The organism is Sphingomonas hengshuiensis (assembly GCF_000935025.1).
Taxonomy (GTDB): Bacteria; Pseudomonadota; Alphaproteobacteria; order Sphingomonadales; family Sphingomonadaceae; genus Sphingomonas; species Sphingomonas hengshuiensis.
Map to the genome: position 1 here is coordinate 5,026,587 of NZ_CP010836.1, position 16,335 is coordinate 5,042,921.

Genomic DNA, 16,335 nt, shown 5'->3' on the forward strand with positions numbered 1-16,335 from the left:
CCGTCCCTTTCAGATCGGAAATTCGCTGAGGCCGAAGCGGCGAGGTGGTAGAATCGGATTGCGGGTGCCGCCGACGAGCGGCCCGAGCGCGACGAGCGTGGCGAGCAACAGCATGATCTCGACGCAATAGACGAAGGTGTAGCCGGTGGCGGGGCCGGCGAGCGTGGGCCCGAGATCCTGCGCAACGGCAGCGGCCGAGACCATGTCGCGCACGAACGCGCCGATCGCGATCGCCAGCCCGGCGCAGGTTGCCTGCACGGCGCCCCAGGCGCCGAGCGCGAGCCCGGTTCGCCCGCCAAGCGCGGTATCGTCTGAAATCGCCATCGCCGCCGTCAGCGTGCCGACCGAGAAGAGCCCGCAGCCAAAGCCGATGAAGATCGCGCCGATCCCGAGCAGGGCGACCGACTGGAGCGGCCCGGCGAACACCACGAACAGGAAGGCGAAGATCCCGGCGACGCCGCCGAATCCGGCCAGCCGGAGCGGGTCGCTATCCTCGCCCAGCCGCCTGGCGGCATGGGCGAATCCGGCGAGCATGCCGAGTGCCCAAAGCGCAGTGAGCGACGTGGTTGCGCCGACGCTCAGCCCGAGGATCTGCCCGGCATAGGGTTCGAGCAACACGTCCTGCATACTGAACGCCGCCGCGCCGAGCCCGACTGCGACGAGCAGCCGCATTGTCCGGGGTCGCGCGGAAAATACCGCCCAAGCCTCTGAGAAACTTGGCTGATATGCGCGGGCGGCGGTGGCCGCGCGGTTGCGGGCTTCCTGTTTCCATAGGGCGACGAGGTTGAGGACCATCGTAAGCAGCGCCGCGCCCTGGACGATCTGGACCAGCTTGGTCGGGGTGAAATCGGCGAGCAGGCGACCGATCACGATCGCGCTGAGCATCATGCCCGCAAGCAGCATCACGTACAGCAACGCGACGACGCGCGGGCGGGCATGATCGGGCGCGAGATCGGTTGCGAGCGCCAGCCCGGCGGTCTGCGTGGTGTGCATCCCCGCGCCGACGAGGAGGAAGCCGAGCGCTGCGCAGACCTGCCCGATCGCCGGCGACCCGATGCCGTCGCCCGACATGACCAGCAGCGCGAAGGGCAGGATGGCGAGCCCGCCAAACTGCATCAGCGTGCCGAACCAGATATAGGGAACCCGCTTCCAGCCGAGCACCGAAATGTGATGATCCGATTTGAACCCGATCAGCGCGCGCAGCGGCGCGAACAGCAGCGGCAAGGCGACCATCGCGGCGACGAGGCTCGACGACATGCCGAGTTCGACGATCATCACTCGGTTGAGCGTGCCGGTGAGCAACACCGCGGCCATTCCGACCGAGACCTGGAACAGCGACAGGCGCAGGATGCGGCTGAGCGGCAGATCCTCGGTCGCGGCATCGGCGAAGGGCAGGAAGCGCGCGCCAAGGCGATTCCAGAACGCGCCGGTCTTGAGGCTCTCGACCGGGCTCGGCGCAGTCCCGCGAACGGGCGCGGGGCGCGGGGCCAGCGAGGCCTTCAAGGCGGCGAGGTAGGTCAGAGCACCACCTCCAGCGCGTGGCTGGTATAGAAGCTCGCCGAGATGCGGCGATCGCGACCGAGGCGCGCCTTGGGGAGCGCGTGGCGGATCAGCGTGCGCAGCAGTGCTTCGCGTACCGGGAGGACCGCGGGGGAACGGTCGCCGCGCGGGAACAGCCGCCCGACGCCGAGCATCGCGCTGAGCATCGGGGTCTGCGGCGTGAAGGTGAAGGCGATCGATCCGGTGGTGGTGTCGGCCAGCGTGCGGAGGACGTCGACGATGTCGAACGCCGGATAATGGATCAGCGAGTCCATCGCCACGACATGATCGAACCGACCGAGCGCGCCGTCGAGCATGTCGCCGACCCGCCAGTCGATGTTCAATCCCGCCGGCGCGCGGGCGCGCGCGATCGCGATCAGGCTGGCGGCGACGTCGATCGCGACGACCTCCGCACCGCGCTGCGCGGCCTCGATCGCCAGCGCGCCGGTGCCGCACCCCGCGTCGAGCAGCCGGAGCCCGGTCATGTCGGCGGGGAGCCAGGACAGCAACGTGTCGCGCATGTCGGTGCGACCCGCGCGGACCTTGGCGCGGATGCCGCTGACCGGCGCGTCCGACGTCAATTGCTCCCACGCCCGCGACGCGGTGCGGTCGAAATAGGTTTCGAGGTCGGTGCGGAAGCGATCGTAGCTCAGCGTCGCCATCATTCGAACCCCAGGAATTCGAAGATGTCGCGGTCCTTCATCGGCTCGGCATCGAGTGCGTCGCAGCCTGCCCACATCGTTGCCGCCAGGCGCTTATACTCGTCGCATGCCGCCGCGACCTCGGGGGTCTGTTCCATCTCGAACAAGGTGCATTTCTTGAGCCGCGAGCGGCGGATGGCGTCGAGATCGGGGAAGTGCGCAAGTGTCTTGAGGCCGGTCGCGGCGTTGAAGCGGTCGATCTCGTCGGTCGCCGCCGAACGGTTGGCGATCACCCCCGCCATCCGCACATCATAGTTCCTGGCCTTGGCCTTGATCGCGGCGACGATGCGATTCATCGCGAAGATGCTGTCGAAGTCGTTGGAGGCGACCACCACCGCGCGTTCGGCATGTTGCAGCGGCGCGGCGAACCCGCCGCACACCACGTCGCCGAGCACGTCGAACAGCACGACATCGGTCTCTTCGAGCAAATGATGCTGCTTGAGGAGCTTGACCGTCTGGCCGACGACATAGCCGCCGCAGCCGGTGCCCGCCGGGGGGCCGCCCGCCTCGACGCACATCACGCCGTTATAGCCCTCGAACATATAATCCTCGGGGCGCAGTTCCTCGGCGTGGAACTGGACGGTTTCGAGGACGTCGATCACCGTCGGCATCAGCTTTTTGGTGAGCGTGAAGGTGCTGTCATGCTTGGGGTCGCAGCCGATCTGGAGCACGCGCTTGCCGAGCAGCGAGAAGGCGGCGGAGAGGTTCGATGAGGTGGTCGATTTGCCGATCCCGCCCTTGCCATAGACGGCGAACACCTTTGCATTGCCGATCCGGTCGTTGGGATCGAGCGCGACCTGGAGGCTGCCTTCGCCATCGAGGCCGATCCGGTCGCGCGCGCGGGTGGGGGGATCCATCAGGGCCATCATCAATTCCTTATGCCGCCACCGCAGTGACGCCTTCGAGGCGGTCTTCGAGTTCGTCGCTGGCGGCATGGAGTGCCGCGAGGGTCGCCGCGTCGGGCGCCCAATAGTGGCGGTCGCTCGCTTCGATCAGGCGATTGGCGACCCGGGCCGAGGCCTTGGGATTGAGCGTCGCGAGCCGTTCGCGCATCTCGGCATCGAGGACATAGGTCTCGCTGATCCGCTGATAGATCCACGGGCTGACTTCGCCGGTGGTCGCCGACCATCCCATCGTGTTGGTGACATGCGCTTCGATATTGCGGACACCTTCGAAGCCGTGCTTGAGCATCCCCTCATACCAGAGCGGATTGAGCATCCGGGTGCGGGTTTCGAGATCGACCTGCTCGGTAAGCGTGCGGACCTTGGTCGCGCCTTGCGTCGAATCGACGATGTAGATCGGCGCGGCGCTGCCCCGGGCGCGGGTTATCGAGCGGCTGATCCCGCCGAGCGCGTCGACATAATGGTCGATATCGGTGACGCCGAGCTCGACCGAATCGAGATTCTGATAGGCGAGGTCGACTCCGGCGAGCGCGGTCTTGAACAATTCGGCCTGGCGCTCGGGGGTGCCGGTGCGGCCATAGGCATAGCCCTTCTGGCGCTCGAACACTTCGGCGATCTCGTCGGGATCGCTCCACGCGCCGTCGTCGATCAGCATGTTGACGTTGGCGCCGTAGGCCCCCTCGGCATTGGAGAAGACGCGCAGCGCCGCGGTTTCCAGGTCGCAGTCATGCTTGGCGGCGTGCGCCAGGCTGTGCTTGCGGACGAAATTCCGCTCCAGCGGCTCATCGGTGCTCGCGGCGAGCCAGGCGGCTTCGGCCAGCATCCGGGTCTGGAGCGGCAGCAGGTCGCGGAAGATTCCCGAGAGCGTGACGACCACGTCGATGCGCGGACGGCCCAGCTCTGCGAGCGGCACCAGCTCGGCACCGGCGAGGCGTCCGAAGTCGTCGAAGCGGGGCCGCGCGCCGATCAGCGCCAGCGCCTGCGCGATCTGCGTGCCTTCCGACTTGAGATTGTCGGTGCCCCACAGCACCATCGCCAGCGTCTCGGGGAACGCGGCGCCCGTGCCGGTATGGCGCGCGATCACGTCCTCGGCCTGGCGCGTGCCTTCGGCGATTGCGAAGGCGCCGGGGATGCGGAACGGGTCGAAACCGTGGAGGTTGCGCCCGGTCGGCAGCACCTTGGGATTGCGCAGCACGTCGCCGCCCGGCGCGGGGCGGACGAAGCCCGGGTCGAGCGCATGGACCAGCGCATCGAGTTCGGTGTTGGCGGTGGGGAGATCGGCATCGGCGCCCGCCGCGATCATCTGCGCGCGGGTTTCTTCGGACAGTGGCGCGCCGAGGACATGGAGGCCATGCGGGATCAGTTCGCGCTCGACTTCGTAGAGATGCGCGGCGAGCGCGCCGATTTCCCATGTTGCGGCCTGCCCGGCAGGACCGCTCTGGGGCGGGTTGAGGTCGAGCCCCTCTGCCGCGTCGCGGATCATCGGCTCCAGGGCAGCCCGCTCGTCTTCGGAGGGGGAGGCGCGCCAGCGTTCCAGCAGCGCCTTGAGGTCGCTCAGCCCCTTGTACAAACCGGCCTCGGCCAGCGGGGGCGTCAGATAGCTGACCAAAGTCGCGCCCGAGCGGCGCTTGGCGATCAGTCCTTCGGACGGATTATTGGCCGCATAGAGATAGATGTTGGGAAGGTCGCCGATCAGCCGCTCGGGCCAGCAATCGCCGCTGAGCCCGGCCTGTTTGCCGGGCATGAACTCCAGCGCGCCATGCGTGCCGAAATGCAGCACCGCGTCGGCCGCGAAATCCTCGCGCAGCCAGCGGTAAAAGGCGCTGAAGGCGTGGGTGGGGGTGAAGCGGCCCTCGAACAGGAGCCGCATCGGATCGCCTTCATAGCCGAAGGCGGGCTGGATGCCGATAAACACGCTGCCGAACTGCGCGCCGAGGACGTGGATGCTGCCGCCGTCGCTCTGCTGCTTGCCGGGGGCGGGACCCCATTGCGCCTCGATCTGCGCGAGGTGCTGCTCGCGGCGGACATGATCGTCGGCGGGAATGCGGGCATGGACATTGGCGTCGGCGCCGTAGCGCGCGGCATTGCCGTGCAGCACCGCCTCGCGCAGCGCATCGACATCGGCGGGGACTGTGACGGCATAGCCTTCGCCCGCCAGGCGGGTCAGCGTCGCGTGGAGCGACTCCCACACCGCTAGGTGCGCGGCGGTGCCGGTGGCACCCGCATTGGGCGGGAAGTTGAACAGGACGATCGCGAGGCGGCGCGCGGCACGATCGGAGCGGCGTAGCGCGACCAGCTTCGCAACCTTGCCCGCCAGTGCCTCGGCGCGCTCGGGGCAGGATTGCATCGCGCGGGTGAGGCCCGATGCCGGGAAGGTGCAGCGCCGCCCGCAGCCGGTGCAGGCGCCCGCCGAGCCGTCTGCCCGCCCGCCGAACACGCTGGGCAGCACTGCGCCGTCCAGCTCGGGGATGGCGACCATCATCGTCGCTTCGATCGGCAGCAGCCCCTGGCGGCTCGCGCCCCATTGCTGGAGCGACTGAAACTCGATCGGATGCGCCGCGACATAGGGCACGTCGAGCTGGGCGAGGATCGTCTCGGCGGCGGCGGCGTCGTTATAGGCGGGGCCGCCGACGAGGCTGAACCCGGTCAGCGAGACCACGGCATCGACGGTCGCGTGGCCGTCCTTGACGAAGAAGGCGTCGATCGCCGGGCGCGAATCGAGCCCGGAGGCGAAGGCGGGGAGGACGCGCAGCCCCCGTGCCTCCATCGCCGCGATGACGCCGTCATAATGGCCGGTGTCGCGGCTGAGCAGATAGGAGCGCAGCATCAGCAGGCCGATCGTGCCGGTGGCGCCCGGCCTGGCGGGAAGCGCGTCGACGGTCTCGACCATCCGCTCCTTGAGAGCAGGATGGTAGAGGCCGACTTCGGGATAGTCGCGCGGTGCCTCGCCGCGCGCGGTGTGGCCGGCGTAGCGATTGGCCAGGGCGCGGATCATGTTGACGACATTGTCGTCGCTGCCCGCCAGCCAATATTGCAGCGTCAGGAAATAGGCGCGCACGTCCTGCGCGGTGCCGGGGATGAAGCGCAAAATCTTGGGCAGGCGGCGCAGCATCTTCATCTGCTGCGCGCCCGAGGAGGTGCCGGGCTTGGACGAGCCGCGCAGGCGCTTGAGCAGGGCGAGCGGGCCTTTGGCGGGGCGATCCATACGATAGTCGCCGAGGCGGGTGAGCTTGACGACGTCGCTCCCCGACATCAGCCCGATCATCGCCGCGCAGTCTTCGCGCCGCGCCGCGAGCGCGGGCATCACTGCGAGGATATGGTCGTCGAGGAACAGCATCGTCGCGATGACGATGTCGCCGCGCGCAATATCGGCGATGCAGCGGTCGAGCGCGCCGGCGTCCCGGTCCCAATCGGCGGCGGCGTGGAAGCCGATGGTGATCGCCGAACCGTCGCGGGCGAACTGCGCGGCGGCGCGCTCGGCGGCGCCCGACAGATGGTTGTCGAGCGTGACGATCACGACGTGCAGGGGCGCGTTACCGGGCATAATGCGCCTTCGCGTCATAGAGCGTGTCGAGCGTGATCGTGGTCAGGCCCTGTTCGGCGGCGTATCTCTCGGTGTTTCGGCGCGCCTTGCCGCGCACGAAGAACGGGATTTTGAGGAGTTCGCGTTCGGCGTCGGGGGACCATAAATCCTCCCCGGCACGGGGAGGGGGACCATTCGCCTCTTCCGGCGAATGGTGGAGGGGCGGCGGTGGAACACCGCCGTCTGCGACGGCGGCCCCTCCACCATCGCTTTGCGATGGTCCCCCTCCCCGAGCAAGCTCGGGGAGGATTTGCGAAGACCCATGCCCCAGATGGCTGGCGCCGTGCGCGTCCGAGAACTCGAAATCGTCGCGGAACATCGTCAGCAGATGCTCCTCCAGTCCCATCACCAGCGGGTGGACCCAGGTGTCGAACAGCACGTTTGCGCCCTCGAACCCCATTTGCGGCGAATAGCGGGCGGGGAAATCCTGGACATGGACCGGCGCCGAGATCACCGCGCACGGGATGCGCAGCCGCTTGGCGATGTGGCGCTCCATCTGGGTGCCGAGCACCAGCTCGGGCTGGAGCGCCTGGATCGCGTCCTCGACTGCGAGATAATCGTCGGTGATCAGCGGCTCGACGCCGTAAAGCGCGGCGGCCGCGCGGAGGTCGCGGGCGAATTCGCGGTTGTAGCAGCCGAGCCCGACGACTTCGAAGCCGAGTTCGTCGCGTGCGACGCGGGCGGCGGCGATGACGTGCGTCGCGTCGCCGAACAGGAAGACGCGCTTGCCGGTGAGGTAGGTCGAGTCGACCGATTTGCTCCACCAGGGCAGGTTCGAGGTATCGAGCGCGGCGGCGGCGTCGATCCCGGCGAGCGCGGCGACTTCGGCGATGAAGTCGCATGTCGCGCCATGGCCGATCGGCACGGTACGCACGGTCTTCTGGCCGAAGGTCTTCTCCAGCCAGCGAACGGCGGTGTCGCCGATTTCGGGGTAGAGCAGGATGTTGAAGTCCGCCGCACCGATCGTCGCGATGTCGGCGGGCGAGGCGCCGAGCGGGGCGACGAGGTGGACGTCGACGCCGAGCGTGCCGAGCAGGCGGGTGATTTCGATTACATCGTCGCGGTGGCGAAAGCCCAATGCCGTTGGCCCGAGCAGGTTGGCGCGCGGGCGGCGACCTTCGCGCGGGGCGGGGCGGGCGGCCTTGTCGGCGAGGGTACGGACGATCTGGTAGAAGGTCTCCGCCGCGCCCCAATTCTCCTTGCGCTGATAGCTGGGCAGCTCGAGCGGGATGACCGGGCAGGGCAGCGCCATTGCCTGCGCCATGCCGGCGGGATCGTCCTGGATCAACTCGGCGGTGCACGACGCGCCGACCAGCATCGCCTGGGGGCGGAAACGCGCATAGGCGTCGCGGGCGGCGGTCTGGAACAGCTCGGCGGTGTCCTTGCCGAGATCGCGAGCCTGGAACGTCGTGTAGGTGACCGGCGGGCGCTTGCCGCGCCGCTCGATCATCGTGAACAGCAGGTCGGCATAAGTGTCGCCCTGGGGCGCGTGGAGGACGTAGTGGACGTCCTGCATCGCGGTCGCGACGCGCATCGCGCCGACATGGGGTGGCCCCTCATAGGTCCAGACGGTCAGTTGCATGACGGACCTCCGGTTGTTGCCTGGGTGAGAGGCGGGGTCTCGTGCTGAGTCTGTCTGGCGCCATTGCCTGAGGTCCCGGCTTTCGCCGGGATGACGGGGGAATGCGGGATGACGGGGGGAGCCGGGATGACGGTTGGGAGCTGCAGCACATCCCGGCGCCGCAGCGGGCGCGCAAAGAGTTCGGCGAGGTCGCCTGCCTGATCGAAGCCGTGGATCGGCGAGAAGACCAGTTCGATCGCCCATTTGGTCGTCAGCCCCTCGGCCTCGAGCGGATTGGCGAGGCCGAGGCCGCAGACGGTGAGGTCGGGCCGGGCGGCGCGGACGCGGTCGAGCTGCTTGTCGACGTCCTGGCCCTCGCTGATCAGCGTGTCGGCGGGGAGCAGCGCCAGTTCCTGCGCGAGGTGGCGGCGGTGGAGATAGGGGGTGCCGACTTCGACGGGGACCATGCCCAGCTCGGTCGCGAGGAAGCGCGCCAGGGGTATTTCGAGCTGGGAGTCGGGGAGGAAGGTGATGCGCTTTCCCGCCAGCCGCTCGGCGGAATGCGCGATCGCCCGCTTGGCGCGCTCGCGGCCGGGGGCGATGACGCGGCGGAAATGCATTTCGTCGATGCCAAAGGCGCTCGCGGCGGCGCGGAGCCAGTGGGTCGTGCCTTCCGCACCGAACGGGAACAGCGCGTCGAGCCGCGTCGCGCCGCGATCCTCGAGCGCGCGCGCGGTCTCGCCGAGAAAGGGCTGGGCGAGCAGGAAGCGGGTGTTCGGGCCGACCGGGGGCATGGCGCCGGCGCGGCGGGCGGGAAGCGCATGGACCCGCGCGATGCCAAGCTCGGCGAAGAGCCGCAGGAACTGGTCCTCGACCACATCGGGCAGCGCGCCGACGATCATCAGGCTGGGTTCGTCGGAGGTGTCGGCGGCGAGATCGGGGACCAAAGCGGCGAGGCAGGCATCCTCACCCTCTGTAAAGGTGGTCTCGATCCCCGAGCCCGAATAATTGAGGATCTTGGTGCTGCCAGAATGTTTTACCGAGAGCCGCGCGGCGGCGCGCGACAGGTCGAGCTTGATGACTTCGGAGGGGCAGGAGCCGACCAGGAACAGCAATTTGATGTCGGGGCGCCGCGCGAGCAGCCGATCGACGACGCGATCCAGCTCTTCGTTGCAATCGGCCATCCCGGCGAGATCGCGCTCCTCGATGATCGCGGTGCCGAAGCGCGGCTCGGCGAACACCATCACCCCGGCGGCGGACTGGAGCAGATGCGCGCAGGTGCGCGAGCCGACGACGAGGAAGAAGGCGTCCTGAACCTTGCGGTGCAGCCAGATGATCCCGGTGAGCCCGCAGAACACTTCGCGCTGTCCGCGTTCGCGCAGGACGGGTGCGGATTCGCATCCCAGCGGGGCGGCGGACGGCAACGCGGTCACGCTGCCACCGCCAATGTCTGGACCGTGGATGTACCCTGGAGCCGTGCCGCGCGCAGCTTTAGCAGGAATTGCGTGGCGTTGATTGCGTAGGTGGCATAGGCCGCCAGCGCGAGCAGCATCCGGTCGCGCTCCGAGCCCAGCCCGGCGAACAGCGCCACCAGATAGCCGGTGTGCAGCGCCAGCACGAGCATGCTGAACACGTCCTCCCAGAAGAAGGCGGGGACGAACAGCCATTTGCCGAACACCACCTTCTCCCAGATCGAGCCGGTGATCATGATCGTGTAGAGCGTCAGCGTCTTGACGACGATCGAGACGGTTGCGGCAGTGGCGCCGTCGCCGGTGGCAAGGTAGCGCAGCACGAGCGCCAGGCTGATCAGGAAGATCAGGAACTGCACCGGGGCGAGAATTCCCTGCACCAGGGTCCAGCGAGTCGCGTCGCGGCGGCGGCGCTGTTCGGGCGTGTAGAGGGGCTGGGATGTGCCCCCCTTGGTACCTGCGAAGGAAGGGTCGTTCGACCGCATCGCGTCCCGCCTCTCCATTGCCCCTGATGCATGGAGACTAAGCCAGGCTCCGGCAAAGTGTCAATAAAAACTGACGTCCAAATAATTTGACACATGCTGCGGTGCGGCGGTGCTTTGCGGTTGTAAGCTGAGTTAAAATGATTCTATGCTCGCGACTCGGTGGGACACGCCAACAAGGCGGGACCATCCTGTGGTCGGGAGTCCTTGACCAGACCGAGAGGCCTGGCCCGAACGGGAGGGGCATGTATGCCGTCGCTGATGCGATCTGTGAGAGGCGGGCCTACCGACACCCCGTCGATGCGCGCGCGCGACTGGCCGCGCGACGACAGCCTTGCCGCTTTTCGAACGCGAGTCGATCTGGAGGACAGCCGGTCGCTTTCGACGCTGATCGAAAGCGAGATCATTCCGCGCCTTATGGTCGCGCACGCTTCGGATACACGCCCGCCGGCCAGTGCCGCACTCGAGCCCGGCGAGACGATCGACCCGGCTGAGGTCGCCGAACTTGCCCCGCTGGCGTTGCAGGTCGAAGCCGATACGCTGCTCGCGCATGTCGAGCGCATTCTCGCGCGCGGCGTCAGCGTCGATACGGTGATGGTCGACCTGCTTGCCCCCGCAGCGCGGCTGCTGGGCGAATATTGGGACGATGATCGCTGCGATTTCATGGACGTGACGATGGGGCTGTGGCGGCTTCAGGAAGTCCTCCACGAGATCGGCGGACAGGCGTCGCTGGGCCGGAAATGGGCGGCAGAACGATATAGCGCGTTGTTCGCGTCGATGCCCGGCGACCAGCACAGCTTTGGCACGGTCGTGATCGGCGAGGTCTTTCGCCGCGACGGCTGGGAGACCGACCGGCTGAGCGATGCCGATGTGTCCGGATTGCTCCAGCGCGTCTCCGGCGGCTGGTTCGACCTGATCGGGTTGACGATCAGTTTGGACTCCCATATTGCCCATCTCCCTGCCCTGATTGCTGCAATGCGGAATGTGTCCAGAAATCCGCGCGCGTGCGTGATGGTGGGCGGTAGAGTTTTCATTGCGAACCCTGACCTGGCCGTGCAAATTGGAGCCGATGGTACCGCCCCTGATGCCAAACTTGCTCTTCGGATGGCGTCCGCTCTGGTCCGCAGCCGCGCAGCGGAGGTCGCCGTCTGCCGTTGAGGGCCCTCTTTTCCCGGAGCTCGACGATCGTCGATGAACAAGCTTGCAACCCAGCCCCGCAATACGGCCTTTGCCGTCGGGGGGACGACGCCGGGGTCCTTGTCGGCTAGCTCCGCTGCGTCGCTGCTCGCCGCGGTCGGCGATCTTACCGTGATCCTGACGGCGGAAGGCCTGGTCCTAGACGTCGCCATCGCCCAGGGCGATCTGGGGGATCGCGGCTTCGATGCGTGGGTCGGCGGTGCCTGGATCGATACCGTAACGGTCGAGAGCCGCCCTAAAATTCGCGAAATGCTGGCCGCCGCCAGTGCGCCCGGGGGCGAGCCGCGCTGGCGGCAAGTCAACCACACTGCCCCTGGCGGTGAGGTGCCGGTCCGCTATCTGGTGATGGCGCTGGGCGAGAGCGACAGGCTGATCGCGATCGGTCGCGATTTGAGCAGCGCCGCGGTGATGCAGCAGCAGCTGCTGCGAACCCAGCAATCGCTCGAGCGCGACTATATCCGGCTGCGCCAGGTCGAGACGCGCTATCGGATGCTGTTCGACATCGCCTCCGAGCCGGTGCTGATCGTCGACGCGCATAGCCGGATCGTCCGCGAAGCCAACCCTGCCGCGCACCATATTCTCGACCTCGCCGAGGGTGCGCTGGCCGGCACCTCGGTCGCCACGATCGTGGAGCCCGAGGATCGCGACCGTTTCATCGCGCATCTCGGCGCCGCCGAAGCCGCCGAGCAGGTTGCGCCGATCACCGTGAACCTGCGCGATCGGCGCGGCCAGGCGCGGATATCGGCGCAGCTGTTTCGCGAATCGCGCGTGCCGCTGATGCTGGTGCGCGCATTGCCGGTCGATGCGACGATCGCGGCGGATCGCCAGCACGCGACGCTGGGCGACGTCGTCGAGCGGATGCCCGACGCATTCGTGCTGGTCGATCGCGACTTCAATGTGCTGACCGCAAATGCCGCGTTCGTCGAACTGGTCGAAATGCCGTCGGTGGACCGTGTGGCCGGCGCGAATCTCGGCGCATGGCTCGGGCGACCGGGGATCGACCTCGACCTGATCCGCGGCCAGTTGCGCGAGCATGGCTCGGTTCGCAACGTCGCCACGATCCTGCGCGGATCGGCCGGGGCGCAGGAGGAAATCGAGGTTTCCGGCGTCGTCGCGCCGACTGCAAACGGCGATTGCTACGGCTTCACGATTCGCAATGTCGGACGCCGGCTGCGCGACTTGCCCCCGGCGCGGCGCGACATCCCGCGTTCGGTGGAGCAGCTCACCGAACTGGTCGGGCGGATGTCGCTCAAGGAGATCGTCCGCGAATCGACCGACCTGATCGAGAGCCTCTGCATCGAGGCGGCGCTCGCCTACACGTCGAACAATCGCGCATCGGCTGCCGAGATCCTCGGGGTGAGCCGGCAGAGCCTGTATTCGAAGATGCACCGCCACGGCGTGGGGAATTTGATTTCGGGCGAGAACTGACGCCGCTTCGGCGGCGAGTGTCAATTTGATTTGACGATATCGAGTGTCACGCCTAGCCTTTGCGGCATGGATCGATCGCTCGCCCGAAACAGCTCGGCCACGGTCCCCGCGGCGCGGGACGTCCTCGAACTGCTCAAGCCGATTACCTGGTTTCCACCGATATGGGCGTTTATGTGCGGGGTGGTCTCCTCGGGCGTGCCGGTCGCCGATCGCTGGCCCTTTCTGATCGCAGGCATCCTGCTTACCGGGCCGCTGGTGTGCGGCACGTCGCAGGCGGTGAACGACTGGTTCGACCGGGACGTCGACGCGATCAACGAGCCGGGGCGGCCGATCCCCTCGGGCCGCATCGCCGGCAATTGGGGGCTGCGGATCGCCATTGTCGGGACGCTGGTGTCGCTGGCGCTGGCGGCGGTGACCGGGCCCTGGGTGCTGGCTGCGACGTGCCTCGGCCTGCTCTGCGCCTGGGGGTACAGCGCGCCGCCGTTCCGGTTCAAGGTCAGCGGCATATGGGGGCCGGCGGTCGTCGCGCTGACCTATGAGGGGCTGACCTGGTTCACCGGGGCGAGCGTGATGGCGGGGGCGTTGCCGTCGGGGTCGGTGCTGATCATCCTCGCGCTCTACAGCGTCGGTGCGCATGGCATCATGACGCTCAACGATTTCAAAGCAGTCGAGGGCGATCGCGCCACCGGATTGCGCTCGCTGCCGGTGGTGCTCGGCGTCGATCGCGCGGCGCGGCTTGCCTGCGCGGTGATGGCGCTGCCGCAGTTCGTGGTCGTGGGGTTGCTGGCACTTTGGGGGCATCTGGTCGTCGCGGGAATCGTCGCCGCGCTGCTGCTCGGGCAATTGATCCTGATGCGCCGCCTGCTCAGCGACCCGCGCACGCACACGCCCTGGTACAACGCGACGGGCACGACGCTGTACGTGTTCGGGATGCTGGCGTCCGCATTCGGGCTGGGCGGAGTGATGGGGCTGTGACGGTGGCGCCGCTCGGCTGGCTGGGGATCGTCCGGCTTGGGCTGGTGCAAAGCGCGATCGGCGCGATCGTGATGCTGGCGACGTCGCTGCTCAATCGCGTGATGGTCGTCGAATATGCGCTTCCCGCAGCACTCCCGGCGGGGCTGGTCGCGTGGCATTATGCCGTCCAGCTGTCGCGGCCGATATGGGGCCATGGTTCGGATCGCGGGCAGCGGCGGACGCCGTGGATCGTGCTCGGCATGGCGATACTGGCGCTCGGCGCGATGCTGGCGATCGAGGCGGTGCGCCTGTTCGCGGCGCATTCGCCCTGGGGCTATGCGCTGGCGATCCTCGCCTTCACGATGATCGGCGCGGGTGTCGGTGCGGCGGGCACGTCGCTGCTGGCGTTGCTCGCGACGCGCGTCGCGCCCGAGCGCCGCGCGGCGGCGGCGTCGATCACCTGGATCATGATGATCGCCGGCATCGTCGTCACGGCGGGGGTCGCGGGTGCGCTGATCGATCCCTTCTCGCTGCCCCGGCTGGCGACCGTTGGCGCGGGCGTTGCCGGGGGAGCCTTCCTGCTCGCGCTCGTCGGGGTGTGGGGCGTCGAGGGTGCGGGCGCCGCGCCAGCGCCCGCAGTCGCCCCGCCGACCGACTTCGCCACCGCGCTGCGCGAGATATGGTCGGATGGCGAGGCGCGCCGCTTCACGCTCTTCGTCTTCCTGTCGATGTGCGCCTATTCGATGCAGGACCTCATCCTCGAACCCTTTGCGGGGCTGTTGTTCGACTTTACTCCGGGCCAGTCGACCAAGCTTTCGAGCGTGCAGCACGCCGGGGTGCTCGCGGGGATGATCCTGGTCGGCGCCGGGGCCTCCGCGTTCGGTGGGCGCAGCCCGGCGGGGTTGCGGCGCTGGATCGTCGGCGGCTGCATCGGATCGGCACTGGCGCTGCTGGGGCTGTGCATGGCGGCGCAGGTCGGCCTTGGCTGGCCGCTCGCCGCCAATATCGCGCTGCTCGGTTTCGCCAATGGCGTGTTCGCCGTCGCGGCGATCAGCACGATGATGGCGCTGGCTGGCGGCGGCGAGGCCAGTCCCAGCGGGGGGCGCGAAGGCGTCCGCATGGGCGTATGGGGTGCGGCGCAGGCGATCGCGTTCGGGCTTGGCGGGCTGGTCGGCGCGGTCGGCGTCGATGCCGGGCGCGCGCTCACCGGATCGGTGCCGCAGACCTTCACCCTGGTGTTCGCGGTCGAGGCGTTGCTGTTCCTTGGCGCCGCATCGCTCGCCGGCCGCGCGCCTTCGTGCAGCACGCGGGGTGCCCTGGCCGGCAGTCCCGCATGATGCAGGCGTGCTATGATTGCGTCGTCGTCGGCGGCGGACCGTCGGGAGCGACTGCCGCAACCGACCTCGCGGCAGCGGGGCACAGCGTTCTGCTGCTCGACCGCGGCGGGCGGATCAAGCCGTGCGGCGGCGCGATCCCGCCACGATTGATCCAGGACTTTGCGATTCCCGACGAACTGATCGTCGGCAGGGCGGTCTCGGCCCGGATGATCGCGCCCTCCGACACCGAAGTCGACATGCCGGTCGGCAAGGGCTTTGTCGGCATGGTCGATCGCGAGACGTTCGACGAATGGTTGCGCGCGCGCGCCGCACGGGCCGGCGCCGAACGCTGCACCGGCACCTTCGATCGGATCGAGCGCGACGGCAATGGCGGCGCGATCCTGGTCTATACGGAGGCGCGCGGCGGCCCCGAACGGCGCGTCCGCGCGGCGTGCGTCATCGGCGCCGATGGCGCGCGCTCGCGCGTCGCGCGCGCGACGTTGAAAGGGGCCGAGGCCATGCCGTGCGTCTTCGCCTATCATGAGGTGATCCGATCGCCCGCGATAGACGACTCCGGCTTCGATCGCGGACGGTGCGACGTCTTCTATCAGGCGGCGCTGTCGCCCGATTTCTACGCCTGGGTGTTTCCGCACGGCGACACCGCCAGCGTCGGCGTCGGCAGCGCCAACAAGGGGTTTGCGCTCCGCGACGCAGTGACCCGGCTGCGCGCGCGCGAAGGGCTGGCGGGGTGCGAGACGATCCGCCGCGAGGGCGCACCGATACCGCTGCGCCCGTTGCGCAAATGGGACAATGGCCGCGACGTGCTGGTCACCGGCGATGCCGCGGGAGTCGTCGCGCCCGCCTCTGGCGAAGGCATTTACTATGCGATGGTGGCAGGGCGCGAGGCGGCGGCGGCGGTCGGCGCCTTCCTGCGCTCGGGCAATCCCAAGGCGCTCGGCCAGGCCCGCCGGCGCTTCATGCGGGCGCATGGAAGTGTGTTCTGGATTCTGGGGATCATGCAATATTTCTGGTACCGTAACGATCGGCGGCGGGAGCGTTTCGTGACGATGTGTGCGGACCGGGATGTGCAGAAGCTGATCTGGCCGGCTTACATGAACAAGCGACTCGTCTATGCGCGCCCGCTCGCCTATCTGCGCATCTTCGCGAAGGATATGCGCCACCTTCTCCAGACGGCGGGCTGAT

General features: G+C 68.2%; 12 protein-coding genes. 5 read left to right on the forward strand and 7 right to left on the reverse strand.

The window, feature by feature from the left end:
- Positions 1–9 precede the first annotated feature (9 nt).
- The 7 genes from TS85_RS22985 to bchF are packed head-to-tail and all read right to left on the reverse strand — an operon-like array spanning position 10 to position 10,240.
- Positions 10–1,503: a BCD family MFS transporter gene (locus tag TS85_RS22985; RefSeq protein ID WP_227698591.1), complete on the reverse strand. Its 1,494-nt coding sequence runs from the start codon at positions 1,501–1,503 to the stop codon at positions 10–12.
- A gap of 14 nt (positions 1,504–1,517) precedes the next feature.
- Positions 1,518–2,201 (reverse strand): magnesium protoporphyrin IX methyltransferase, encoded by a 684-nt coding sequence (bchM, locus tag TS85_RS22990; RefSeq protein ID WP_044335381.1) that lies wholly within the window; start codon positions 2,199–2,201, stop codon positions 1,518–1,520.
- Positions 2,201–3,106, reverse strand: coding sequence for a ferredoxin:protochlorophyllide reductase (ATP-dependent) iron-sulfur ATP-binding protein (bchL, locus tag TS85_RS22995; protein ID WP_044336875.1), 906 nt, complete (start codon positions 3,104–3,106; stop codon positions 2,201–2,203). The genes bchM and bchL overlap by 1 nt, the downstream gene beginning before the upstream one ends.
- Positions 3,107–3,116: 10 nt before the next feature.
- Positions 3,117–6,686, reverse strand: coding sequence for a magnesium chelatase subunit H (locus TS85_RS23000; RefSeq protein WP_044335383.1), 3,570 nt, complete (start codon positions 6,684–6,686; stop codon positions 3,117–3,119).
- Positions 6,676–8,307, reverse strand: coding sequence for a ferredoxin:protochlorophyllide reductase (ATP-dependent) subunit B (gene bchB / locus TS85_RS23005; protein WP_044335384.1), 1,632 nt, complete (start codon positions 8,305–8,307; stop codon positions 6,676–6,678). Before bchB ends, TS85_RS23000 begins: the two co-directional genes overlap by 11 nt.
- Positions 8,298–9,710, reverse strand: coding sequence for a ferredoxin:protochlorophyllide reductase (ATP-dependent) subunit N (locus TS85_RS23010; protein WP_155006621.1), 1,413 nt, complete (start codon positions 9,708–9,710; stop codon positions 8,298–8,300). The genes bchB and TS85_RS23010 overlap by 10 nt, the downstream gene beginning before the upstream one ends.
- A gap of 5 nt (positions 9,711–9,715) precedes the next feature.
- The gene (gene bchF, locus TS85_RS23015; protein ID WP_044336879.1) at positions 9,716–10,240 is read right to left on the reverse strand and encodes a 2-vinyl bacteriochlorophyllide hydratase; all 525 of its coding nucleotides are present in this window, start codon (positions 10,238–10,240) and stop codon (positions 9,716–9,718) included.
- 258 nt (positions 10,241–10,498) lie between these two features.
- Here bchF and TS85_RS23020 point away from each other — a divergent pair, with 258 nt between their 5' ends.
- The 5 genes from TS85_RS23020 (at position 10,499) to TS85_RS23040 (ending at position 16,334) form a co-directional block, all read left to right on the forward strand.
- Positions 10,499–11,395, forward strand: a complete 897-nt coding sequence (locus TS85_RS23020) for a cobalamin B12-binding domain-containing protein (protein WP_227698592.1) — start codon at positions 10,499–10,501, stop codon at positions 11,393–11,395.
- A gap of 33 nt (positions 11,396–11,428) precedes the next feature.
- Positions 11,429–12,862, forward strand: a complete 1,434-nt coding sequence (gene ppsR / locus TS85_RS23025; RefSeq protein ID WP_044335388.1) for a transcriptional regulator PpsR — start codon at positions 11,429–11,431, stop codon at positions 12,860–12,862.
- 66 nt (positions 12,863–12,928) lie between these two features.
- The gene (chlG, locus tag TS85_RS23030) at positions 12,929–13,837 is read left to right on the forward strand and encodes a chlorophyll synthase ChlG (RefSeq protein ID WP_044335390.1); all 909 of its coding nucleotides are present in this window, start codon (positions 12,929–12,931) and stop codon (positions 13,835–13,837) included.
- Positions 13,834–15,153: a BCD family MFS transporter gene (locus TS85_RS23035; protein ID WP_044335391.1), complete on the forward strand. Its 1,320-nt coding sequence runs from the start codon at positions 13,834–13,836 to the stop codon at positions 15,151–15,153. The genes chlG and TS85_RS23035 overlap by 4 nt, the downstream gene beginning before the upstream one ends.
- Positions 15,150–16,334 (forward strand): geranylgeranyl diphosphate reductase, encoded by a 1,185-nt coding sequence (locus tag TS85_RS23040; protein WP_044335393.1) that lies wholly within the window; start codon positions 15,150–15,152, stop codon positions 16,332–16,334. Before TS85_RS23035 ends, TS85_RS23040 begins: the two co-directional genes overlap by 4 nt.
- The last annotated feature ends 1 nt before the right edge of the window (position 16,335 follow it).